The sequence below is a fragment of the Methylobacter sp. Wu8 genome, from assembly GCF_036440755.1.
GTDB lineage: Bacteria > Pseudomonadota > Gammaproteobacteria > Methylococcales > Methylomonadaceae > Methylobacter_A > Methylobacter_A tundripaludum_A.
Map to the genome: position 1 here is coordinate 15888 of NZ_JAZGVT010000042.1, position 22619 is coordinate 38506.

Here is a 22619-nt window from a genome sequence, read left to right on the forward strand (position 1 = left end):
CAGTTTTTTCATCGATGTTACGGTTTTAGCCTGCCATAGTACATCGCAACATTATTAATATCGTCATCGCTTAAGGAACCGGCGATAGCATTCATAATGTCGGATTTGCGGGTTTTATCCCGGTACTGTTTGAGCGCCGTTTTCAAGTAATCCGCATCGCGTCCGGCCAACGGCGGAAAAGGCGCGTCGGCTGAAGGCGTTTTAATGCCGTGACATTGCGAACAAACCGCCGCCGCTTTGGCCTCGCCCGCATAAATGCTGGCCGCATTGACGCTTTGGGCGGACATCAAGCCTAATATCAACGATCCTGTAAGAGTTGATAGTCTCATTATTTTGCTCCTTTCATCTCGTCAGGAGAAAGACCGCGAGTCATGTATCTGACGCGGCCGTGAGAAAAGATACCGGCCGGGCTTTCCATGGCTACGGACGCGACTTTTTGCAATGAGGTGGAATCATAGACGACGACCTCATCTCCGCTGTAACCGGCGCTGACATACAGGAACTTGCCGTCGGCGCTGTATTCAGGGAAATAAGCATGTCCGCCTACATCCAGGGTTTTAACGACTTCCAGGGTAAGCTTGTCGATCAGCTGGATGGTGCGGGCGCGACGGTCTTTAGAGATGATGTCCACCGCGACATAAGGCGCATTGGCGTGAGCTGCTGGGGACTCGGTGCCGCCGGAAACAGGAACCTGCTTGACCACTTCCATTTTGTCCAAATCCCAGACGCTGACCACTTCTTTGTCGCAGTCGCCGAAGTTGGTGCCGAAACCGAGCGTGCGGCCGTCAACTTCAACCGCAGCCCCGCCACCAACGTGAGGCACGCAACCGGCTTCCAGTTTTTTGATGATTTTGCGGTCTTTTAGATCAATCGCGGTAACGATGCTGTCATCATAAGAAGCAACCATGAGTTTTTTACCGCCATGGGACAGGAAGGCGTCATGCAAATGGCGTCCGACGTTTTCTATTTTAGTGACCGGAAAGCCTTCTTTTAAGTCAACCACCCAAACTTGACCGGCGTTTTCCAGGGCGATGGCGAAAATATCGTCAAACGGCGTGCCGATGATCATGCCGGAATCGGAGGAGACCATTTTGCCATCCGGGTCGATGCCTTCCAGTTCAAAGGTTTTCAACGGTTCCAAGGTGTCGGCATTAAGGATAACGGCGTTGTGCGGTACATAAGAACCCGCCATGATGTATTTGCCGTCGCGGGAAACGCCCAGTCCTGGTCCGTTGAATCCGGTTTTAACGCTACGCACCGCTTGCATGGAATATAAATCGACTTTAAAGATTTCCGCCGTATCGGTTTTTACATAAGCCCAACGCGGGTTGGCGGGGTTATAGTCGATAATGTGCGCGGCGGTGCCGGTAGGAATTTCACCGATTTGTTTGTGGGTAACGCTGTTGATGAACACCGCCTTGGAGCCTGAGCCGCGCCCGTATTTGCCGCGAGCCGCCACGCCGATTACATCATCCATACTGTTGATTGCGTAGGTGGGCTTTGCGGGCAGGGTGCTTTCGTCCTTGACATACACTTTGATCGACGCCTTGATGTCGTCAAGGGTCCAGGCTGGGTTGGCCTGTTTTGGCGTGGTTTGCAGATGTTTGACCAAGCCGCGGATTTCGTCATCCGATAAACGACCGTAGAACGGAGGCATCAAGGTGTCGAAACTTCCGGTCATGATCAGACTGCGTAAAGCCGTAGGACTGCGGCCTTTCAAACTATCGGCATTCAAGCCGGGAGCAATAAACCCGCCATGGTCCGAGCCGTGACAACTGGCGCAATTATCTTCGTATAGCTGGTGCATGTTTTTGGATGTATCAGAGCTTGCCTGTACACCAAAAGGTAAAATAATAGCGGCTAAGCCGAGAAGGACTGACTTGGGTAGGCGTTTTTTTGTAGTCATTATGTTGGTCTCCAATGTAGTATTGAATCAATATTATCGTGTATGGTTGGAAAGCTCAAGCAATCATGCTTGTTTAATACGAGAAAAATTCATGGTTGCTGCAATTTGTTGTTTTGCATCATGTAATATCTGTAACGACATTTCCGGCGTTGACGGTTGGCGTTCCTGTTTTTGAAAGGCCGGCAGGGTAATGGCGGACCGGTTTTGCCAGGGGCTTTATTATTGTTAGCCCCTCAAAGGGGGATGTTCATGAGCCGCCTAAAGGCGATTATTTTTATTTCCACAAACTGAGTTGTGCTTTTCTTTTTCTAGCGCCCTATATACGCCCTAACAACATTTTTATCCAGTCCCGCCGCCGATACAAAACAACCTCGGGCCCGGAAATTTTCTCCGGTAAAGTTCTTAGTTTTCCCCATAAATTGCCTTGCTATGGAATTATAGTGCTGTTGAAGCGGACACGCCTTGATGAATTCAACTCAATTGGTAAAACTCTCCACGCGCTTCAGACTGTCCGCCGTGTCTATTTATCGAACTCTGAAAGGTACGCACAGCGTACCCCGCGAGACTGAGATTATTTGCTGATTGTGGGACTAAACAGCTAATCAAGTTTTAGTCTTCTGTCGCTCGTTGCCGCCGTTGCAGTTTGGCTACCCGTTTTTGCACCAGCGTCTTGGCGGCATCTGCGCCGATATGAGCTTCACCGCGCTTTTTGGCTAGTTCTATTTGTTTTTCGCGCTCTATGAAACGGGTTTTCCGTTCAGCGGTGATTTTATCGTAACAATGAGGACAGCTAACGCCTTGCTGATATTTGTCGCTGGCTTTATCGGCTTCGGTGATTGGCAGGCGGCAGGCGTTGCATTGGTCGTAAACGCCTTTTTCAAGCTGGAGATTAACCGTTACCCGCTCGTCGAAGACAAAGCATTCGCCTTCCCAAAGCGTTTCTTGTGCGGGGACTTCTTCCAGGTACTTTAATATCCCGCCTTTGAGATGATAAACCTCGGCAAAGCCCTGTTCTTTTAGGAAGGCCGTGGATTTTTCGCAGCGGATGCCGCCGGTGCAGAACATCGCGACTTTTTTGTGTTTTTCGGGGTCGAGGTTTTCTTTAACGTACCGGGGGAACTCCCGAAAGCTGGCCGTATTCGGGTTAATCGCGTTTTTGAAGGTGCCGACTTTAAATTCGTAGTCGTTGCGGGTGTCCACCAGTATGACATCAGGATCGGAGATCAGTTTGTTCCAATCTTCAGGGCTGACATAAGTACCGACCACGCGCTTGGGGTCGATGCCTTCGACGCCCATCGTCACGATCTCTTTTTTGAGTTTGACTTTGGTGCGGTTGAACGGCGGTTTGTCGGTCAGTGATTCCTTGTGGTCAATATCCGCCAGACGCGGATCGCTACGCAGCCAATGCAGCACTGTGTCGATGGCTTGGCGTGACCCGGCTATCGTGCCGTTGATGCCCTCGCCGGCCAGCAACAAGGTGCCGCGAACCTGATTGGCTTCCATGACCTTATGCAGGGGTTGGCGCAAAGCCTGATAATTTTCCAGTGTGACAAATTTGTACAGGGCACAAACGACGATGTGGGACATTATGATTCCTTGTTGCGGACCGGAACGTAAATCCGGTTATGTAGTGATTATGCGATTGATCGGTTCATGTCCAGCGCCAATGCCTCGGCAACTTTGATGCCGTCAACAGCCGCCGAAAGAATCCCGCCTGCATAGCCTGCGCCTTCCCCGGCCGGATAGAGTCCTTTGGTATTCAGGCTTTGGAAATGGTCATTGCGTTTGATTCGGATAGGCGATGAGGTGCGGGTTTCTACGCCGGTCAATACAGCGTCATGCATCGCAAAGCCCTTTATCTTTTTATCGAAAGCCGGGATGGCTTCGCGTATCGCAGCTATCGCATAATCGGGCAAGGCCGAACTGAGGTCGCATAAGTGTACGCCCGGTGTATAGGAGGGCTGTACCGTACCCAACTGTGTTGAGGGGTGTTTGGCGAGAAAGTCGCCAACCAGTTGCCCCGGCGCTTCGTAGGTTTCTCCGCCCAACTTGAACGCGCCCGCTTCCAGGCGGCGTTGGAAATCGATGCCCGCCAACGGATGACCGGGATAATCGTCAGGGGTGATGCCGACGACAATGCCGCTGTTGGCGTTACGCTCGTTGCGCGAGTATTGGCTCATGCCGTTGGTGACAACATGTCCCGCCTCTGAAGTTGCAGCCACGACAGTGCCGCCTGGGCACATGCAAAAGCTGTACACGGAGCGTCCGTTTTTACAGTGATGGACCAGTTTGTAATCGGCGGCGCCCAGCAACGGATGCCCGGCATTGCCGCCGAACCGGCAGCTGTCGATCAGGGATTGCGGATGTTCTATGCGAAAGCCGATAGAAAAAGGTTTGGCTTCAATGTAAACGCCCCGGGCATAGAGCATTTTGAAAGTGTCGCGCGCGCTATGCCCGACCGCCAGCAGCACATGATGGGTGTTAATGGTTTCGCCGCCGGCGAGCACCACGCCGCGCACCTGTCCGTTATCGATAAGGATGTCGTCAACCCGGTTTTGGAAGCGGATTTCTCCGCCTAATGACTCGATGGTTTCTCGTATCTGTTCCACTACGCCTACCAGCCTGAATGTGCCGATATGAGGCTTGCTGACATGGAGGATTTCGGCCGGTGCGCCGGCTTTGACCAGTTCGGTCAGCACCTTGCGTCCGTAGTGATTCGGGTCCTTGATCTGGGTATGAAGCTTGCCGTCGGAAAAGGTTCCGGCACCGCCTTCGCCGAACTGTACATTGGACTCGGGGTTGAACCGGCTTTTACGCCAAAGGCCGAACGTGTCTTTGGTGCGTTCCCGTACCTCTTTTCCCCGCTCCAGAATGATCGGTTTAAAACCCATTTGAGCCAGAATCAAGCCGGCAAACAGCCCGCACGGCCCTGTGCCGATGATCACGGGGCGTTGCGCCAGATTCTTTGGCGCTTGGGTTACAATACGGTAAGTGCTGTCCGGTGTTGCAGAAATGTGCGGGTCGTTTTGCAGGCGCTTAAGAATGGCCGGTTCATTTTTGGTTTCTACATCAACGGTGTATACAAGCAGGATCGCATTGCGCTTGCGGGCATCATAACCTTGGCGGAATATGGTGTAAGCGATCAGCTCTTCCGCGCTGAGGCCAAGCCGCTCAAGTATCGCGGTTTTGAGTTGGTCTTCAGGGTGATCGAGCGGGAGTTTAAGTTCAGTGATTCTCAACATGTAATGTATTTCCGATTGGTTCCTGACAGAACCGATTGTTTTGCCGGTGGCGTATGAGGATGTTTTATTTTACCTTAACGCAGTTTTTCTTGTTAGCTGCACCGTGCGTTTGTGCAAGCAGGTCAAAAAGGGGAGGTTGCAAATGGCGCTAGGAAAATTACTGACGGTTATTGGCGTTATTTTAGCGATTATCGGGCTCACGGTTAGTTACGCGCCCTGGCTGATCGGCTGGTTTGGCAAGTTGCCCGGCGATATACGTGTTGAGGACGAGCAGCGGTTCGTGTTTATCCCGATTACCTCTATGTTTGTTGTCAGTATTATATTGACGCTAATTTTTAATCTGTTTTTTCGTAAATAATGAACTGCATGGTATTATGCTTACAATATATTGTCGGATACCTTGAGTTCTTGTAGAATATTCCGATTAAGTACTGCAGTGCTCATAATACCTGTAATTTGGAACAAGAATGGACATATCACAAGAATTGCTACAGAAAAAGATTCTGATTGTAGATGATGCAGCTTCAATGCGGACACTAACCAAAGCTATTCTGCGCGAGGCCGGATTTACCCACGTTTTTGATGCGCCGGGTGGTGAAGAAGCATTGCTGATGATGAGAAAGGTAAAGATTAATATCGTGGTCTGTGATTGGAACATGCCGGGTATGAGCGGTCTTGATTTGTATAAGACAGTAAAAGACGACGCCAAATTAGAAACGCCGCCCTGGATAATGCTGACTTCTTCGTCCGAAGGCGACAAGGTAAAGGAAGCCATTATGGCCGGAATAACCTCATATATTGTAAAACCTTTTAAGCCGGATAACTTGGTCAAGCAAGTTGTGGCTAAACTTTCTTAACGTTTTATAGGCAAAGCTTTACGCCCCTTACCACATTCGTAGGCAATGCGTTAACTTCGGTGACCGCAAACAAAAAGGCCCCATTCGCAACAGCAGATTGCAAATGAGGTCTTTTTTATGGCCGATTGTTTTCTATGTCCGGCTTAGCGGTCGGCGCCCGTCTTTTTCCGATATTTTTCTTGTCCCTGTGGCGTATTTTGACTTTTTCGGCGGCTGCTTTTTTAGGTTCTATTTTCTTTTTGCCGCCAGTCGCCTTTCCTGAAGCCTTGAGTTTTTTAGGGCCTTTATACTTGCCTTCCAACTCTTTAATGCTGCGGTGTTTGAATTTCTGCTTCAAAAAACGCTCAATGCCGGACATTAAATTCCATTCAGTGTGTTTTACCAGCGCAATGGTCAAGCCCAGCTCGTCGACCCGGCCTGTCCGTCCTATGCGATGGATATAATTGATGCCGTTTCTCGGCACATCAAAATTGATGACCAGATTAATACCCTTGATGTCCAGGCCTCGGGCGGCAAGGTCGGTAGCAATCATGACCTTGACTTGGCCTTCGCGGAATAATTCCATCATCCGGTTGCGGTCTTTTTGATCCATTTCTCCATGCAGCACACCGACACGGAGTTTTTGTCCGCGTAGCGGACCGCGAAGAGCGTCCGCCTGAATCCGGCTGTTGGTGAAGACCAGCGCCTTGTCATAGGTTTCATTTTGCAGCAGCCAAGCCAGCAGCTTTTGTTTATGATCATTATCGTCGGCCAGCACGATTTGCTGTTCGATGTTGCGGTGTCCGTCATGCAGCGTATTTAAGGCGACGACTTCATGATTTTTCAGCACCTTGTCAGCCATTTTGATGACGCCGAAATGCGTCAAGGTGGCCGAAAACAGCAGGGTTTGCCGCGTAGCGTTGCAGCTGTTGGCGATGGTCAGTACGTCTTCGCTAAAGCCCATATCCAGCATGCGATCGGCTTCATCCAATATCAACACTTCCAGATTGCTGAAGTCCGGTATCTCTTGCTCCATCAGTTCCAATACTCTGCCTGGAGTCGCAATGACGATTTCCGTGTTTCTGCGCAGCATATTTTGTTGCAGCCTGAAATCATCGCCGCCTGTGATCAGGCCGGTTTTCAGGTCGGTAAATTCAGTCAATTGTTGGCAGTGCTTAAAGATCTGCTGGGCCAATTCGCGGGTCGGGGTCAGCACCAAGACTCTTGTGCCGGATTTTGCGGAGGGCAGGGTTAGCAGATGATGCAGCGCAGCCAGCAGGAATGCGGCGGTTTTGCCGCTGCCGGTTTCGGCGCTGACCAGCAGGTCTTTGTGTTCCAGAGCCAGGGGGATTGACTGTAGTTGTACGGGCGTGGGCTGTTCAAAGCCCATTTTTTTAACTGCCGACAGCAGTTGCTCATCGAGTTCCAGGCTGGAAAATGACGGCGTTTTGTTTGTTGGGTTTGGCTGCATGGATCTTTAAATGGCTGCTAAAGCGCAAGGATGATAAGAAGCAATCTGTGCAGGTATTATAGACTTTTTGCAGACGGGGTTATGATTAAATAACTATTCATTGCAAATCGGTTTTTTAGCTTTTAAGCTAGTTCAAAGCAGGAATACCATCCCGTCGACAGAGAACAGGAACAACGATGATACCAATTAGAGACACTGCCCCCTGCCATTCCAGACCTTTAGTCACCTGGGGGTTAATGGCGATTTGCATTACTATTTTTGTGTCGATGAAATTGATGCCGGATCAGATGAGTTACAGGCTGCTTAATCTTTATGGCATGGTGCCTATCCGCTATACCAATCCGTATTATGGCTTGCCGTTCGATGGCTATTTATCTTTTTTGACCAGCCTGTTTCTGCACGGAAACTGGCTGCACCTTATCATGAACATGTGGTTTTTATGGATATTTGGCGATAATGTAGAAGACAGAATGGGGCGTTTGCCTTTCTTGATTTTTTATTTAGTGTGCGGCCTTTTGGCTACTTTTTTGCAGTGGTTTTTCGACCCGGAACTTGCGATCCCCGTTGTTGGCGCATCGGGTGCGATAGCCGGTGTATTGGCGGCTTATTTCTTTTTGTATCCACTTGAGCGGGTTGTCGTGTGGGTTCCCCTGTTTTTTTTGCCGATAGTCATTCATATTCCGGCGATTGCTTTTTTAGGCTTGTGGGTCTTGGTTCAGCTCCATAGCGCGACCACTGCAATGCTGTTTGAAGGGACAGCCGTCGATGTGGCCTGGTGGGCTCATTTAGGCGGTTTTATTGCAGGTACTGTTTTATATCGGTTATTTCTTCGTAAAGACCAAGCCGAAAAAAATGAATTAATTTGACGGTGTTCAGGTATAATTTGCCGCTTCAAAAAGCGGTGTTTTTGACAATACACCAGTATCAGGAGTTATTTCCTGATTTAAAAAAGAATCCTTAAGTTCAATCAGGTCAAAAGTAATATGAAAAAAATTAACGTTGCGTTGGTCAGGCTACTTCAGTTTGTAGTTTTTGTGGTGTCCATATTCATGGTAATCGTCTATTTCGGCGCCATGGTTTTACTGCCTTTGGATGCCGTTGTATTGCTGATAAAGCTGATGGGAGTAGTGGGTCTTAACGGTTTTATTGCGGCCTTTATTGCTGTGCCGGCTGTCGGCTATTTAGGTTTGATGGTTTATAAAACGCCAGGGCTTTGCAAAATGGTAGTCGATGCAGGCGTTGACCTGATCAAGACCGGTAAAACCCGGGTTGAAGCGTTTAATGAAATCGCCGATGCAGTAAAAGCTTAAGTTTGCGATTGTTCATATTAAAAAAGGGTGTGCCGGTTTCGGCACACCCTTTTTTTTGTGCCTGTTATTTTGAAGACCGCCGCTGTTGCAATGCCCAATAAAAAATCAACGCCCCGAATGCGGCAACCAAATGTTTTAACGAGTGCCCGCTGAGCAAGCCGAAAATGCTGTAAAGTTGAGCGTCGAACAGCTCCATTAGTTTCGAGACCGCATAAGCTATAACGACGCCCCAAATATACTTGTCGTTATCCAGTTTCGAGTCGAACAGCCGCAGGATCAGCGGTATCAACAATACCGGTAAAAACTGCACCAGCACATAAGCGCGTAAATCTCCGTTGCCGTTAATTTCAGTCACATACCAGTAGAGTACCGATGCAATGCCCCCTATCAGCAAGGGGGCAAATAATTGTCGCGCCAGCTGAATCGAAATATATTCCCCGACTATGGCGCAGAACAACGCCATAAAAGCAATCGTCATCGGAAGGCGGTCCCAAAGCAGGGTTTGATTACCGGGTTGAAGGTGGTAATACGCAGAACCGAAACCGGTCAAAAGCACTCCGGCAAAGAATGTCAAATACATGGGCTGCAATTCGGCCAATCCTCCCTGTGCCCGACGCAACGCGACCAGCCGCATGCCGATGATGCCGATAATGACGAACGGCAAATTGGACAGCACATTGAAAAAGTTGGCAATGTCTAGGATGCTGCGCTGGTCGGCGAAATGATGGTAAGCCGGCTCCTGGGCAATGGGATCGATATTGAAAATCGCGACCACGGAGACAACAATGATCGCCAGCATAATTTTTAAGCGGTTATCGGCAAGCATAAATTTAGAGAGAAAAACAAAGGACAGATAGTAATCGCTCTTGTATGATTAGGATACACCTTGTTATTTCATGGAGTACCCTCATGCCTATCCTGTTCGCGTTGATCGCTTTCATCATTGTTGTTGCGCTGTTTTTTATCGGCATTTACAATCGGCTCGTCAACTTACGCAACGGCGTTAAAAACGCTTTCTCCCAGATCGATGTCCAGCTGACTCGGCGTTACGACCTTATCCCGAATCTGGTTGAAGCCGTTAAGGGTTATATGAAACACGAGAAGGAAACGCTGGACGCCGTTATCAGTGCGCGGAATGCTGCGGTAACCGGGCTTAAGGCCGCCGGGGCGAACCCTGCCGATCCAGATGCGATCAGGCAACTGGCGGGCGCCGAGGCGGCGCTTCAGGGCAGTCTCGGTAAAATGTTTGCATTGGCCGAGGCATATCCCGATCTCAAGGCCAATCAGAATATGATGCAGTTTCAGGAAGAGTTGGCGTCTACCGAAAACAAAGTGGCTTTTGCCCGCCAGGCTTTTAATGATGCGGTCATGATTTATAACAACGGCCGGGAGAATTTCCCAAACAATATTCTGGCCGGCATGTTTAATTTTAATCCTGCCGAACATCTGGAAATAGAAGCGCCGGAAAAACGCGAAGCACCGAAGGTGTCTTTTAGTTAAAACAGCTTCGGTTAAGCAGATGAATTTCTTTCAAAGCCAGGACGAGGCACGCCGCAAGACCCGCATCCTGATCTTGATGTTCATACTGGCCGTGATTGCGATTGTTGCGGCGGTCAACTTGGTGATAACGGCCCTGGTCATTAATGCGGGCGATGAAACGGAAACGGCGACGCTTCCCGATTTCGATTGGATCATGAGTCACCTGTCGTTGGTTGGGGGCATTTCACTGGTCACTATCGGCTTTATCAGCCTGTCCAGCCTTTACAAGATTGCGTCATTGAGTTCAGGCGGCGGCAAAGTCGCGCGAAGCCTGGGCGCTACGCTGATTACAGCAGAGACTAGGGAACCGCTACGCCGCCGTTTGTATAACGTCGTTGAAGAAATGGCGATTGCATCCGGTATTCCGATGCCGGAAGTTTACGTGCTGGAACGGGAGGCGGGCATTAACGCCTTTGCGGCAGGATTTACTACAGGCGATGCGGCGGTAACCGTCACTCGCGGTACGCTGGAAACGCTTTCCAGGGACGAATTGCAAGGCGTGATCGGGCATGAATTCAGTCATATCCTGAACGGCGACATGCGGCTGAACACGCGGCTGATGGGAGTTTTGTTCGGCATCCTGGTTATCGGCCTGATCGGCAGGGCGGTGTTGAACAGCGCCCGATACGGCGCTGTCCGCTCCGACAATTCCCGGCGTGACGGCGCCGGGGCTATTTATCTGGCCGGTTTAGCGCTGTTTTTGATCGGTTATATCGGCGTGTTTTTCGGCCAGCTGATCAAAGCGGCAGTGTCCCGGCAACGTGAATTTTTGGCCGACGCCTCAGCCGTGCAATTTGCCCGCCAGACCCAAGGCATTGCGGGCGCGTTAAAAAAAATAGCCGCCGCTCAGCAAGGCTCTGAGCTACAGACGGTCGATAGCGACGAAGTCAGTCATATGCTGTTTGCGACCGGGGCGTCATTCAATTCATTGCTGGCTACGCATCCGCCGTTACTCCGGCGTATCAAGGCCCTGGAACCGAATTTCGATGAGGCGGAAATAGACCGGCTTGCCGAGCAAATGCGGGGACAAATTCAAAACGGTTCGGAAGTTATTGAAGAAAGTACAGCAACGGCCGGTTTCGCGGCGCAACACTTTGCCGTGACGCCGGATGCGGTGACTGAAACGGTCGGCATGCCCGACGAAGGACATATGCAGCTTGCTTCGAGCTTTAGGCGGTCAATACCCGAAAACCTGTATCGCGCCGCGCATTCCGGCACTGACGCCTTGCCGTTAGTCTTGGCGTTGCTGCTGGACGCCAACGAAGCCGTGCGCCGAATCCAATTAGACCTGATTGCCGAACAATTGAGCGGTACGGCGGCAATGGCTGCCGAAACGCTGCAACGGGAGATGCAAAAACCGGGGGCGGCGTTTCGTCTGTCCTTATTGCAAATCGCCTTCCCCTTGATTAAAACCCGGCCGCTGGAACAGCTTGAACGCCTAGCCGATCTGGTAGAGCACTTGATCAAGGTCGATGGCGTCGTCGATACGTTCGAGTTCGCCTTGGGTTGCGTTTTAAAAACCCACCTGAATGATGCCGTTCAACCGCAGCATCGGCACGGTAATCTCCGTCTGACGCAGTTGCCCGAAGCGGTCGCTACATTGTTTTCTGTCGTGGCGAAGCAAGGCCATGCCGAAGCGGGTATCGCCGGCAAAGCTTACCAGCAAGGCATGGAATCTCTGGGACGCCATGAGCGGCGGATAAAAATGCTGATGGATACGGGACAATGGCCGGGGTATGCGCCTCCTGGGGATTGGGTTTTCTCCACAGATACTGCATTAAAAACGTTGGACGGATTACGGATGCTAGACAAACAAGCACTGATTTCAGCGCTGGTGCTGACAATCTCTCATGACGGTAAAGTTACCTCCGATGAAGCGGAGTTGTTGAGAGCGATATGCGCAACCCTGCATTTGCCTTTGCCGCCGTTTGTTTTTGATGCCGGCTGATAGCATTCGAATCGCTTTTGGTATATTCTCAATAACGTTGTGCGGTTTGCCTTAAAGGACTGTGAAAACGGAAAACCTGGGCAAAATAGTCAATAATTCATTTGAAGATGAGGAGCGGGCATGTCAGCAATAATATATATAGCAACGGTTATCTTTGTCGTTTATGTTGTCTATACGGTAGTGACGGATAAAGAAAAGGGCAGATGATAAGTGTCGCTAAGGTGTAAAGGTTTTGAAAATCCTCTATCTTAGCGGCGCCCCGGTTTTATTTTGACGATGAGTTGAGGTGGTTTTTCGGTTACCTCCGGCGCTCATGGAATTGAAAAGACTGACGAATGCCGGTAAGAAATTGTCGCGTTAAACCGAACGAACGCAATCAGTTTGACCGGAAACAATTAAATTTCTTCCACCATCTACGCCCCTAGGATCAGGGTTTCATGATGGCTATCGATGATGCAGGAATTCCGGCGTTCGCTGCATTGCCCCAATGTTTTGAGAGCCGGGAGCATGCACGATCGTTCATTGGCTATGAGTTATGTTCCTGGGCTTTGGGCTAAGGATGGAAATACGGGCAGTTCAGGTACAATACAACGGGCGTCATTTCAATGTAGCCTTCACCCATTATCGAATTATCCGGGCGTTTATTAATGGGCCCAAACTGTCTACGCTATAAAATTTACATTTATTTTCAATGACCCGAACCGCCATAGATTTATCTCATCGCCTGAAAAAGCTACCCTTAACCCGGCTTTTTCTGTTTTGTATTTTCTTCTCCATAGCCGCGACGGAGATTATCGTCGGAGCAATGGGCTTGCTTCTGAAAGGGGAGATTACCTACGATTACCTGTTGACCGGATTTTTTGCGTCTCTTTGCGTTGCGGCGCTGGTTTCCTCCGTACTGATTTTTTTCCTGAACTTGCATCGCTTGGACAAAGATGCGCTGCGCACCAGCGAAGAGCGCTGGAAGTTTGCGCTCGAAGGCGCGGGAGACGGCGTCTGGGACTGGAATTTGCAAACCGGCGAGGTCTTTTTTTCCCCGCGTTGCAAGGAAATACTCGGATATGATGAGGATGACTATGAAAGCCGGATTTTGAGTTGGGAATCGACGATCTATCCTGACGATTTCCAACGCGTGATGAGCGAGTTGCAGGCTCATCTGGACGGCGATACAGACAGTTACAGCAATGAGCACCGCGCACGATATAAGGATGGAAGCTGGAAATGGCTGCTGACGCGCGGCAAGGTGATCGACCGGGATGCAAACGGCAAAGCCTTGCGCATGATCGGTACGCAGACTGACATTAGCCTGCGCAAGCAGGCCGAGGAAGCGGTACAACTGGCGGCGCTGGTGTTCGAAAACGGCAGCGAGGGTATGGTGGTGACCGGCGCAGACGGCACCATCGTTGCGATCAATCCTTCTTTCACGCAACTGACGGGATACACGCCGGAAGATGTCATCGGTAAAAACCCGAAAATCCTCCAATCCGGCCGTCAGGATGCCATGTTTTACCAGGCTATGTGGCGCAAGCTCGTCACTACGGGGCACTGGGAAGGCGAAATATGGAACCGCCGCAAGAACGGTGAGGTTTATGCCGAATGGCTTAGCATCAATTCCATCTTCAACAGCGATGGCTCGGTAAACCGCCGGGTTGCGTTGTTCTCCGATATTACCAAGCGAAAACAGTCGGAAGAACTGATTTGGCGGCAAGCCAACTTCGATCCATTGACCGGACTGCCCAATCGCAGTATGTTCCGTGACCGTCTGGAGCAGGCGGTCAAGAAAACCCATCGTGTCAATTCTTCCTTGGCGTTGATGTTCATCGATCTCGATCGCTTCAAGGAAATTAACGACACGCTGGGACACGAAGTAGGCGATGCGCTGCTTGTGGATGCGGCGCAACGCCTGATCCATTGCGTGCGCGATACCGACACCGTGGCGCGCCTGGGCGGAGACGAGTTTACCGTCATCCTCGGCGATTTGGACGCTACCGACAGCGCCGAACGCATCGCTCACTCGATCTTGAACAGCTTGGCCCAACCGTTCCAATTAGGTAGTGAAAAATCCCAGATATCGGCCAGCATCGGCATTACGTTTTATCCTAAGGACGCCACTGAACTCGAGGATTTACTCAAAAACGCCGATCAAGCTATGTATGCCGCCAAGGATAAAGGCCGCAACGCATACTGCTGCTTTACTCCATCGATGCACGACGCCATGTTGAACCGGATACAACTGACCGCGGACTTGCGCGAGGCCCTCGCCGAAAACCAGTTCCAGGTGTATTACCAACCTATTGTCGATATTACGACCGGCGCCATCAGTAAAGCGGAGGCGTTGATCCGTTGGCGGCATCCCGTGCGCGGCCTTATAAGTCCCGATGATTTTATCGCTTTGGCCGAAGACACCGGGCTCATTACCGAAATTGGCGCGTGGGTGCTTCGCACCGCCTGTTCCCAGGCCAAGGCATGGCGCAATCAGGGGCAGCCGTCATTGCGGATTGCGGTGAACGTCTCGGCCCGGCAGTTCCATGATATGCATTTCATAGATACCGTGAGCGCCGTGCTGATAGAAACCGGCTTGCCGCCCGAAGCGCTGGAGCTGGAGATTACCGAAGGCATGATGATGCATAACATGGAACATACCATTGCTGTCATCCAGACATTACGGGTACTGGGGGTGCAAATTTCCGAAGACGACTTCGGCACCGGCTATTCAAGTCTGAACTATCTAAAGCAGTTTCCGATCCATACGCTCAAGATCGACAAGTCGTTCATCCGGGATATTGGCAGCGATCCTGACGACGCCGCGTTGGTAATCGCCATCATCGCGATGGCGAAAAGCCTGCGTCTTTCGATAGTCGCCGAAGGCGTGGAGACAGAGCAGCAGCTTGCCTTCTTGCGCGACCAAGGTTGCACCCAGTGTCAGGGTTACTTGTTCGCCAAACCGATGCCGGAACAAGAGTTTGGGGCTTTCTTGGCGGGGCCGCGCAAAGATTGATATATTCTGCGCGACTCTGATATTTATCGAAAATAACCAACCGGGGCTGTTTTAGGCCAAATCCAGCTCGCGCGTCGAGTCCAGCAACTGTTCGGCCAATTGTTTACCCGCTTCTATCAACGGATGAATAACGAAAGTGGCCCCCAATCGATACAGTTCGCTTTCCTCGTCGTTGTGAAAACAAACGGTGCCGATACTGCCGGCGAATTTAAGGCTTTTTAACTGCTTGATCGACGACGATCTTGCTTCAAATTCCGGCATGGTCAGGATAATCCCTTTGACTTTTTCCAAGGGAAGCGTCTCCCATAGCGCAGAGTCTTCGGCATCACCGTAAATCACCCTTCGCCCGTCGGCAAGCAAGTTTTTTAGATTGATAGGGTCGGCATCCAAGCCCAGCACGCGCATATCCTGCTGCTTAAAAGCGAGATAGGCCGACATGCCGGTGCGTCCCATTCCCACCACCAGCCATTCCGCTCCCCCGATGCTGCTGGGTAGTCTGTCCAGATGTTCGACCTTACGTTCAAAACGGACTAATCCCGGTTCCAGAAAGGAAAAGATACGGTGTGAAAAGCGATTTAATGGCGCCGCAATAGCCAAGGAAAGCGCAACCGCCAGACCGATGACAGCTTCCCAAGCGGGGGGAAGCAGTTCCGCCTTGACGACCACACTCGAGGTGATCAACGCAAACTCACTGTAAGTCATCAACGCCAGCGCGGAAACAAAAGCCGTGCGTGCGCGTAAGCCGACCAGCAAAAATAACGCAAAGAAAAGCATGCCTTGCAATGGCAATAGAGATAGCAGCTCAAACACTTGTATGACTTCGTCATAACCCGGCAAATCGGCCAAGCCGATTTGAAGGAAAAATGCGGCTAAAAAGGTTTCTTTTAACCCCCATAGTTTTTTAGAAAGATCGTCTATGTCGGGGTGCCCAGCCAGCATAACGCCCATCAGCAATGCGCCAATATCGCTGGAAATACCGACCTTTTGCGCCAATACGCCGCCTGCCAATGCCAGTACTATGCCCAATAACAATTTCAATTCATCGTCGCGGCTGGCGTTAAGCAAGCGATACGCCAAAGGGCGGAGAAAAGGCAACAGCAGAAGGCATAGGGCCCAAGGCGACGGTTGTTTGTTATTGGCGACAGCCAGCAGGCCGATGGCGACAATATCTTGTAAAATCAATATGCTTAGTACATCCCGGCCGTACAAGGTGGATAGTTCGCCGCTGTCTTCCAATACTTTAATCGCGAGCACTGTACTGGAAAAAGCCAAGCTCACGCCTATCACTAAGCCGCCGGTAACCTGCCCATTAAAACCAAAGTAGACCAGTGCGGAAACCAGGGTGACGATAAGCAAGTGCAAGGTGCCGACACTAAGCACTTCGCGTCGCAACAACGAAGAAAGCTTCAACTTCAGGCCGACCGTAAATAAGAGTAGTTCAATGCCGATATCGGCTAAATGACTGAGTGTTTCGTTGGGTTCAACGCCGGAAAGATTTAACGCGTATCCCGCCATCAGGTAGCCTACCAAAGGGGGTAAATGCAATCGGCTGGATATTAACCCTGCCAGATAAGCGGCGCCGACCCAAATTAATTCCATAATAAATCCTGTTTCTATAAGTACAATTGCTGATCTATGATAGCGCAAATTTTGTTTAGAATAGAACGGCCTAGTCAAAACTAGGATAAAGTAAGTTATCAGGAACGTTTTTAAACCTGAAAAGCTGACGTTGTGGCGGCAAAGGAGAACATGTGCTTAATAAGATAATCCACGACGCGCTGATGATCTGGGTAACCATTGAACCGATTGGGACTGTTGTGCTTTTTGCGGCGCTGGCTTCGGGACTTTCGGCAAGAGAACGCAGAAAAATTGCAACAAGGGCGATTGCTTATTCGGCTATCGTTTTGCTTGGCGCAATTCTTATAGGGCAAATCCTGCTCGCTGCGATGAATATTCAGCTTATTTCGTTGCAAATTGCCGGCGGCATCATTTTATTTCTTTTTGGACTCCAGATGATTTTCGGCCGAGCGGCAACCACTTTTAGCCAGTCTGAGGCCGGGCACGATATTGCGGTGTTTCCGCTGGCAATACCTTCCATTGTGGGACCGGAAGCTATCATGGTGGTGATTTTACTCACCGACAATTACCTCTATTCCGTCGCCACGCAGGCGATAACGGCCGGGATAATGCTCGGCGTCTTGGCGGTTACTTACCTATTAATGCTGCTCGCGGAGCATCTTCTGCGTATCATCGGGAAGAACGGCGCTGCGATACTGGAGCGTATTATGGGAATAATCCTAGCCACACTGTCCGTAGATTTAGTTATCGATGCGTTTTGGACTCTTCCAAAGCCGTAACCGGATGCGGATCAGGCATGGGAGGCAGGCGGGCGTGTTAAATTAAGTCGCCGGGAGCGGCGTAACTGAAGCGCGAGTGCCTTTGCGGCCGGCTTTATTGCTGTGGGGAATAAACTTAAGCACGAAACAACCGTCTAATTTCAGATGCCGGGGCGTAGTTCATCAATATTCTACGAATGATATGATTTATCGACTTTTAGCAGATTCCGTCCTGATTCTTCATCTCCTGTTTATCGGCTTCGTCGTTTTCGGCGGATTTTCCGCGTTACGTTCTCCCCGGATTGCGCTAGCCCATATACCGGCCGCCTGCTGGGGCGCATTTATTGAGCTGACCGGCGGGCTGTGTCCGCTTACCGTGATCGAAGTCGAATTTCGCCGGCTTGCCGGAGACGCGGGTTATTCGGGTAGCTTTATCGAGCATTATCTTTTGCCCGTGATCTATCCTGCCGGCCTTACCGGAGACATTCAATTTGTGCTGGCGGCTTTGGTGATATTGATCAACGCTGCGATATACGGTTGGCTTGTTTACCGGAAGTGCGGTTCCCGGTTCCAATAGTTTGTCGAAGGGGGAAGTCTGTGGTTGGGGTGCGCGCAGCTTCAACGGTTTTTGTGCCTCAACCCGGAACGAGAGGGTTGAGCGTTGATCCATAGCAATAACGGAGAAGGCAATATGAAACAACTGCGGCTTGCGATCATCGGTCTGGGAAATTTGGGGCGCAAATGCGCCGATCTCATTTCTGCCGATCAAACCACGGAGTTGACGGGTATTGTCAAGCGCATCGTCGCTTCCTCGGATTCCGAGTCTAAAGTGCCTGTCGTTACCCACATCAGCGAGTTGGCGGAAGTTGACGCCGCACTGATATGTGTCCCGCCGGACGCGGTCGTGAACGTTGCCAAAGGTCTTTTGCAACGCCGGGTTCCGGTCGTGGAGTGCGCGCGTTTCCACGATGAGGCTTTTGTTAAACATAAGTTGGAAATTCACCGGAGCGCGCTGCTGCACAAAGTCCCCGCTATTGTCGGCGCGGGATGCGATCCTGGCGCGCTTTCCCTGTTCCGCAGTTATTTTGCGCTACTGGCCCCTCACGGTCATACTGAAACCAACCTGCACACTGGAGTCAGCCTGCATCATACGCTGGCGGCGGAGGGCGTCAAAGGGGTCAAAAAAGCACTGGCGACCGAACTTAAATCCGGCGCAACGCTTCAACGCTATGTCTATGTCGAATTGGATGAATCGGCGGACGAGGCCGGGGTGGAGCGCGCCATCGTAAACGATCCGCTGTTTCTGGACGAGCAAACGCTGGTATTGCCGGTACCGAGTATCGCCGAGCTGGAAGAAACAAACCGCGGCGTGACGCTCGCACGCCTCAGCTCACCTGCCGACGTCGGTCATTGCTCTTTTTTACTGGAAGCGCGTTTTGACGAGACTGGGCTTGCCGCGAGGATGATGCTTGCCGCCGCGCAATCGTTACCGGCTCTGCAAGCGGGCGCTTATTCGCCGCTTGACCTGCCTGTCGGCGCGCTATGGGGCGGATTGCGTTCAGCCGGGGAAAAGAAGTGGGTGTAAATCGGCTGCTTTTAGCGCATCATATCAGCATGAGTCGGGATGTTTGTGCTTATTGCTGTAGGGAGCGGGCTTGTTGCCGGTTTTGCTACAGTTCTACCTTAACTTAAGTGGAGGATTGACAATGGCTATTGGTGAATTTTGCAATCGCGACGTGGTGTTCGCGACCAGGGAAATGAGTCTGCCGGAAGCGGCGCAATTGATGCGCGAATACCATGTCGGCGATCTGGTGGTCGTCGACGAGGTTGGCGGTAAGCGGGCGCCGGTCGGCGTGGTGACAGACCGCGATATAGTCATCGAGATTATTGCTAAATCGCTGAATCTCGATGAGTTTAGCGTGGGCGACATCATGGCTCCGCAACTGGTCGGCGTGCAGGAAACCGAAGGCGTATTTGAGACGATACGGCTGATGCGGACCAAGGCAATTCGCCGTATTCCTGTGCTTAATTCGGAGGGCGGGCTTGCCGGCATCGTGTCGGCAGACGATATACTGGAGCTTCTGGCCGAGGAAATGACCGAACTGGCCAAGGTCGCTCCGCGCGGACAAGAGCGCGAGGCTAAACTAAGAACTTAATCAACGCAGGCTGATTGAGTGCGATGGGCCTGATGTACAAGCCCATCAATCGGTTTAGCACCGGGTCCAATCACGCATCAAGCGGATCATTTATCTTTTGATTTGAACTTATTATAAAAGCCTTTCAGTTTTCCCGGCTTCTTTGCGGCCGGTTTCGATGCTTCGTCAGGAGTAGCCGGTTGTTGCGCCTCAGCCGATGTTAACGGCTGGAATTCTTTTTCATCCGCTTTTGTGGCGCTCCACTGCGGTTCTGTTTTAACCGGTTGTTGTTTTTTACCGAACAGATTTTTGATTTTGCCCAGCGAACCTTTGGCGGGTGCAGCCGGTGATTGTTCTATATTCAATGCCACAGGCGGCGCTTCTTCGACGACCGGTTCCGGTTTTATCTCTGGCGGTATGCGCGTGGATACGACGAACTCAATTTGTGTATCTTCATTCAGCAGGGTAACTGCGGCCAGAGGTTCTTCATTAACCTGCGGCGCCAAAGTAACCGGCCCCGGTTCCGCAACAATCGGGGTATCCGCAATTTTGGGGCTTTCTTGCAACTGCACCGGCGGTTCTATGATATTAACCGGTTTTATCGTTTCCGGTTCTGCGGGGCGGGGTGCATCAGTGCGGTATTGTTTCAGGGTATCGGTCAATGCCTGATGGGCGTTATCCTGATGTTGAAGCATCGTTTTTTGCTGTTCAAGCGCCTGCTCCAGTTTTGAAAGCTGATGGGTGTGGGCGGCTAATGTTGTCTGCAAAGCTTGAAAAAGACCTTCTTTTTCGGCCAGTTTCGCCGACTCCGCCTTATAAGCTTGCTGTAATTCGGTTTTCGCCTGCTGCTCGGAACGCAGACGCTCTATTAATTGGCCGATGACTTTGTCATGTTGCTGCCATAACGCGTCCGCTTTCATGTCTTCGCTCGCAAGCAGAGGGCGCTCGCCAAGATCAAAGCTTGTCGCCAGCGTCTGAATAATTCCGGCAATCTGCTGGTTGCGTTGATAGATCAGCTGTTCAACCGCTAAAGCCCGTTGCGTTTCGTCTTGAGCCGCTTGCTGGGCTTTTTCCATTTGTTCGGTAGCCGCGGCTAATTCTTCCTGATTTTGCAGCAGCTGTTGTTGAGCGGCATTTAGATTTTCGATGCCGGCTTTTTCACAGGCGACTTTTCCTCTTTTTAATGCGGCAATCCTGATGCTGTAAAATATCGCCGTCAGCAGCCAGATTGCTGTTGCGAACGCTACCGTAACGGACAATGGATTGTTCATGGCAAAAAAATACCATTCGGGAAACATTGCTTTGATAAGGGGTAGGTATGTTTGCATGGGAGTTCCTCAATAATAAGACTATTGCATATTGTACCCGGAGCATTGTTCGCGACGCTGATATTTTTAACGTGGACGTGTTTATTTAGCCAAAGCAGGGTTCGCTTCCCAGCCGCCGCCCAACGCTTTGTAAAGCGCCGCCAGCGCGGTTGCCGTGGCGGTTTCGCTCTGGGCCAGGCGATCCTGGTCCTGCAACAGACGCGATTCGGAATCCAGTACCGTCAGGAAATCCGAAACGCCTTCGGCAAAGCGAAGATGCGCCAGGTCATGCGCCCTTTCGCTGGCTTGGGCCGCCGAGGTTAGCAAGTCCCGCCGAATTCGCGTCCGGTTGTAATTCACCAACGCGTTTTCCGTTTCTTCCAAAGCGTTCAGCACCGTCTGTTCGTACTCGGCCAGACTGGCTTCGGCGCGGGCATCCGAGGCCTTAATGCGGGCATACACGCGGCCCAAATCCAGCGCCGCCCAACTGATCTTGGGACCGACCGAGTAAGCGTCGGAACCCACTGCGCCGAGCCCGGACATGGTGCTGGCTTCGAGAGAGATGCTGCCGACAAAGGTCACCCTGGGGAAAAGATCGGCAGTGGCGACGCCGATGCGAGCTGTAGCTGCCGCCAGGGTCCGCTCGGCGATACGAATGTCGGGACGGCGGCGCAACAGCTCCGCGGGTCGGCCGATGTCGATATTTGCGGGAATTTTGGGCAAGGGTGCGGGTTTGGACAGTTTTTTCGTCAACGCGCCCGGAAGCTGCCCGGTCAGCACGCTGAGCCGGTGCATAGCTTGGTAAATGGCGCTTTCCAGTGGCGGAATGCCGGCCTTGGTGGAATCGAGCTGGGCTAACGCCCGCGAAGTGTCGAGTTCAGTCCCGCGGCCGCCTTCCAATCTGATGCGGGTTATTTCCAGTGTTTCGGCTTGGTTGTGGGCGTTCTTTTCCGCGGTTGCCAACTGGTTTTGCAGGCCCCGTAATTCGAAATAGTTTCTGGCTACCTCGGCGATCAGGCTGACGCCGAGATCTCGAAGGCCGGCTTCCTGCGCATCGACTTCGTCGCTGCTGGCCTCCACGTCACGGCGGACGCGGCCAAACAAGTCGAGTTCCCAAAACGCATCGAAGCCCGCATTGTAGAGTTTTATTTCGCGGGGCGCGTAATTCAGGTTGTTTAACGCGCCGAGACTGCGTTTCGAGTCCGTATAATTGGCGTGCGAGGTCACCGTAGGCGCCAGATTCAATCCTGCTTGCAGGTACAGAGCCCGTGCCTCGAGCAGATTGGCGCGGGCGGCCTGGAGATTACGGTTGTGCTGCACCGTAAGATCGACAAGTTCGGTTAGCTCCTTGTCTTCAAACAGTTTCCACCATGCTGCTTCCACGCCCTTTTCAGAAAACTCAGGCAGGGCGGCATTAGAGAAAGTTTGGCCTGCTTCGGTGGCCGGGGTCTTGTAATCGGGTCCTACCGCGCAGGCGCTCAGTGCTGCGACGCACAGGAAAGCCTGTCCCCAAATTAAGCTGCGTTCAATCGCAACGGATAAGGTGGTATTGCCGCGTTGCAGGGCAGGGTGAAATTCTGCGGAGTGCATA

At 51.5% G+C, this 22619-nt stretch carries 20 protein-coding genes; 11 read left to right on the top strand and 9 right to left on the bottom strand.

Features of this window, described 5'->3' with window-relative positions:
- Positions 1-17 precede the first annotated feature (17 nt).
- The 4 genes from V3O24_RS03435 to V3O24_RS03450 form a co-directional block, all read right to left on the bottom strand.
- Positions 18-329, bottom strand: coding sequence for a cytochrome c (locus tag V3O24_RS03435; RefSeq protein ID WP_331306227.1), 312 nt, complete (start codon positions 327-329; stop codon positions 18-20).
- Entirely contained in the window at positions 329-1906 is a 1578-nt protein-coding gene (locus tag V3O24_RS03440; protein WP_331306228.1) for a cytochrome D1 domain-containing protein, read from the bottom strand. The genes V3O24_RS03435 and V3O24_RS03440 overlap by 1 nt, the downstream gene beginning before the upstream one ends.
- A gap of 609 nt (positions 1907-2515) precedes the next feature.
- On the bottom strand, positions 2516-3496 hold the full coding sequence (locus tag V3O24_RS03445) for a rhodanese-related sulfurtransferase (RefSeq protein ID WP_331306247.1): 981 nt from the start codon (positions 3494-3496) through the stop codon (positions 2516-2518).
- A 44-nt stretch (positions 3497-3540) separates the two neighbouring features.
- Entirely contained in the window at positions 3541-5148 is a 1608-nt protein-coding gene (locus tag V3O24_RS03450) for an NAD(P)/FAD-dependent oxidoreductase (protein ID WP_331306229.1), read from the bottom strand.
- A gap of 142 nt (positions 5149-5290) precedes the next feature.
- Here V3O24_RS03450 and V3O24_RS03455 point away from each other — a divergent pair, with 142 nt between their 5' ends.
- Together V3O24_RS03455 and V3O24_RS03460 are read left to right on the top strand one after the other, a co-directional pair.
- Positions 5291-5506 (top strand): DUF2905 domain-containing protein, encoded by a 216-nt coding sequence (locus tag V3O24_RS03455; RefSeq protein WP_104424807.1) that lies wholly within the window; start codon positions 5291-5293, stop codon positions 5504-5506.
- A 109-nt stretch (positions 5507-5615) separates the two neighbouring features.
- Positions 5616-6005: a response regulator gene (locus V3O24_RS03460; RefSeq protein ID WP_104424785.1), complete on the top strand. Its 390-nt coding sequence runs from the start codon at positions 5616-5618 to the stop codon at positions 6003-6005.
- A 115-nt stretch (positions 6006-6120) separates the two neighbouring features.
- Here V3O24_RS03460 and V3O24_RS03465 read toward each other — a convergent pair whose 3' ends face one another.
- Positions 6121-7455, bottom strand: a complete 1335-nt coding sequence (locus V3O24_RS03465; RefSeq protein ID WP_331306230.1) for a DEAD/DEAH box helicase — start codon at positions 7453-7455, stop codon at positions 6121-6123.
- A 176-nt stretch (positions 7456-7631) separates the two neighbouring features.
- On the opposite strand from V3O24_RS03465, the gene V3O24_RS03470 reads away from it, so the two are divergent.
- Complete coding sequence (locus V3O24_RS03470) at positions 7632-8321, top strand: rhomboid family intramembrane serine protease (protein WP_331306231.1); 690 nt, start codon at positions 7632-7634, stop codon at positions 8319-8321.
- Between the two features lie 117 nt (positions 8322-8438).
- The gene (locus V3O24_RS03475) at positions 8439-8765 is read left to right on the top strand and encodes a hypothetical protein (RefSeq protein ID WP_104424782.1); all 327 of its coding nucleotides are present in this window, start codon (positions 8439-8441) and stop codon (positions 8763-8765) included.
- A gap of 64 nt (positions 8766-8829) precedes the next feature.
- Here the strand turns inward: V3O24_RS03475 and V3O24_RS03480 are convergent, their stop codons facing one another.
- Complete coding sequence (locus V3O24_RS03480; RefSeq protein ID WP_331306232.1) at positions 8830-9591, bottom strand: ceramidase domain-containing protein; 762 nt, start codon at positions 9589-9591, stop codon at positions 8830-8832.
- A gap of 83 nt (positions 9592-9674) precedes the next feature.
- On the opposite strand from V3O24_RS03480, the gene V3O24_RS03485 reads away from it, so the two are divergent.
- From V3O24_RS03485 to V3O24_RS03495, 3 genes are all read left to right on the top strand, one after another.
- A complete protein-coding gene (locus tag V3O24_RS03485) occupies positions 9675-10265 on the top strand; it encodes a LemA family protein (protein ID WP_331306233.1) in 591 nt (196 codons plus the stop codon).
- A 19-nt stretch (positions 10266-10284) separates the two neighbouring features.
- Complete coding sequence (locus tag V3O24_RS03490) at positions 10285-12252, top strand: M48 family metallopeptidase (RefSeq protein ID WP_331306234.1); 1968 nt, start codon at positions 10285-10287, stop codon at positions 12250-12252.
- A gap of 691 nt (positions 12253-12943) precedes the next feature.
- Complete coding sequence (locus V3O24_RS03495) at positions 12944-15250, top strand: EAL domain-containing protein (RefSeq protein WP_331306235.1); 2307 nt, start codon at positions 12944-12946, stop codon at positions 15248-15250.
- A gap of 51 nt (positions 15251-15301) precedes the next feature.
- Here V3O24_RS03495 and V3O24_RS03500 read toward each other — a convergent pair whose 3' ends face one another.
- Positions 15302-16849 (bottom strand): cation:proton antiporter, encoded by a 1548-nt coding sequence (locus tag V3O24_RS03500; RefSeq protein WP_104424777.1) that lies wholly within the window; start codon positions 16847-16849, stop codon positions 15302-15304.
- Between the two features lie 152 nt (positions 16850-17001).
- Between V3O24_RS03500 and V3O24_RS03505 the strand changes: the two genes are divergently transcribed.
- From V3O24_RS03505 to V3O24_RS03520, 4 genes are all read left to right on the top strand, one after another.
- The gene (locus tag V3O24_RS03505; RefSeq protein WP_104424776.1) at positions 17002-17607 is read left to right on the top strand and encodes a MarC family protein; all 606 of its coding nucleotides are present in this window, start codon (positions 17002-17004) and stop codon (positions 17605-17607) included.
- A gap of 181 nt (positions 17608-17788) precedes the next feature.
- Complete coding sequence (locus V3O24_RS03510) at positions 17789-18163, top strand: DUF2784 domain-containing protein (RefSeq protein ID WP_331306236.1); 375 nt, start codon at positions 17789-17791, stop codon at positions 18161-18163.
- A gap of 114 nt (positions 18164-18277) precedes the next feature.
- Positions 18278-19171 (top strand): Gfo/Idh/MocA family oxidoreductase, encoded by an 894-nt coding sequence (locus V3O24_RS03515; RefSeq protein ID WP_331306237.1) that lies wholly within the window; start codon positions 18278-18280, stop codon positions 19169-19171.
- A 121-nt stretch (positions 19172-19292) separates the two neighbouring features.
- A complete protein-coding gene (locus V3O24_RS03520) occupies positions 19293-19742 on the top strand; it encodes a CBS domain-containing protein (RefSeq protein ID WP_331306238.1) in 450 nt (149 codons plus the stop codon).
- Between the two features lie 86 nt (positions 19743-19828).
- Here the strand turns inward: V3O24_RS03520 and V3O24_RS03525 are convergent, their stop codons facing one another.
- Together V3O24_RS03525 and V3O24_RS03530 are read right to left on the bottom strand one after the other, a co-directional pair.
- Complete coding sequence (locus V3O24_RS03525; protein ID WP_331306239.1) at positions 19829-21049, bottom strand: hypothetical protein; 1221 nt, start codon at positions 21047-21049, stop codon at positions 19829-19831.
- A gap of 81 nt (positions 21050-21130) precedes the next feature.
- A complete protein-coding gene (locus V3O24_RS03530) occupies positions 21131-22618 on the bottom strand; it encodes an efflux transporter outer membrane subunit (RefSeq protein ID WP_331306240.1) in 1488 nt (495 codons plus the stop codon).
- Between the last annotated feature and the right edge of the window lies 1 nt (position 22619).

Excerpts from the sequence above, each read along its gene's own strand:
- V3O24_RS03435 (WP_331306227.1), bottom strand. The coding sequence starts at position 329 with ATGAGACTATCAACTCTTACAGGATCGTTGATATTAGGCTTGATGTCC.
- V3O24_RS03440 (WP_331306228.1), bottom strand. The coding sequence starts at position 1,906 with ATGACTACAAAAAAACGCCTACCCAAGTCAGTCCTTCTCGGCTTAGCC.
- V3O24_RS03450 (WP_331306229.1), bottom strand. The coding sequence starts at position 5,148 with ATGTTGAGAATCACTGAACTTAAACTCCCGCTCGATCACCCTGAAGAC.
- V3O24_RS03455 (WP_104424807.1), top strand. The coding sequence starts at position 5,291 with ATGGCGCTAGGAAAATTACTGACGGTTATTGGCGTTATTTTAGCGATT.
- V3O24_RS03460 (WP_104424785.1), top strand. The coding sequence starts at position 5,616 with ATGGACATATCACAAGAATTGCTACAGAAAAAGATTCTGATTGTAGAT.
- V3O24_RS03465 (WP_331306230.1), bottom strand. The coding sequence starts at position 7,455 with ATGCAGCCAAACCCAACAAACAAAACGCCGTCATTTTCCAGCCTGGAA.
- V3O24_RS03470 (WP_331306231.1), top strand. The coding sequence starts at position 7,632 with ATGATACCAATTAGAGACACTGCCCCCTGCCATTCCAGACCTTTAGTC.
- V3O24_RS03475 (WP_104424782.1), top strand. The coding sequence starts at position 8,439 with ATGAAAAAAATTAACGTTGCGTTGGTCAGGCTACTTCAGTTTGTAGTT.
- V3O24_RS03480 (WP_331306232.1), bottom strand. The coding sequence starts at position 9,591 with ATGCTTGCCGATAACCGCTTAAAAATTATGCTGGCGATCATTGTTGTC.
- V3O24_RS03485 (WP_331306233.1), top strand. The coding sequence starts at position 9,675 with ATGCCTATCCTGTTCGCGTTGATCGCTTTCATCATTGTTGTTGCGCTG.
- V3O24_RS03490 (WP_331306234.1), top strand. The coding sequence starts at position 10,285 with ATGAATTTCTTTCAAAGCCAGGACGAGGCACGCCGCAAGACCCGCATC.
- V3O24_RS03495 (WP_331306235.1), top strand. The coding sequence starts at position 12,944 with ATGACCCGAACCGCCATAGATTTATCTCATCGCCTGAAAAAGCTACCC.
- V3O24_RS03500 (WP_104424777.1), bottom strand. The coding sequence starts at position 16,849 with ATGGAATTAATTTGGGTCGGCGCCGCTTATCTGGCAGGGTTAATATCC.
- V3O24_RS03510 (WP_331306236.1), top strand. The coding sequence starts at position 17,789 with ATGATTTATCGACTTTTAGCAGATTCCGTCCTGATTCTTCATCTCCTG.
- V3O24_RS03515 (WP_331306237.1), top strand. The coding sequence starts at position 18,278 with ATGAAACAACTGCGGCTTGCGATCATCGGTCTGGGAAATTTGGGGCGC.
- V3O24_RS03520 (WP_331306238.1), top strand. The coding sequence starts at position 19,293 with ATGGCTATTGGTGAATTTTGCAATCGCGACGTGGTGTTCGCGACCAGG.
- V3O24_RS03525 (WP_331306239.1), bottom strand. The coding sequence starts at position 21,049 with ATGCAAACATACCTACCCCTTATCAAAGCAATGTTTCCCGAATGGTAT.
- V3O24_RS03530 (WP_331306240.1), bottom strand. The coding sequence starts at position 22,618 with ATGCACTCCGCAGAATTTCACCCTGCCCTGCAACGCGGCAATACCACC.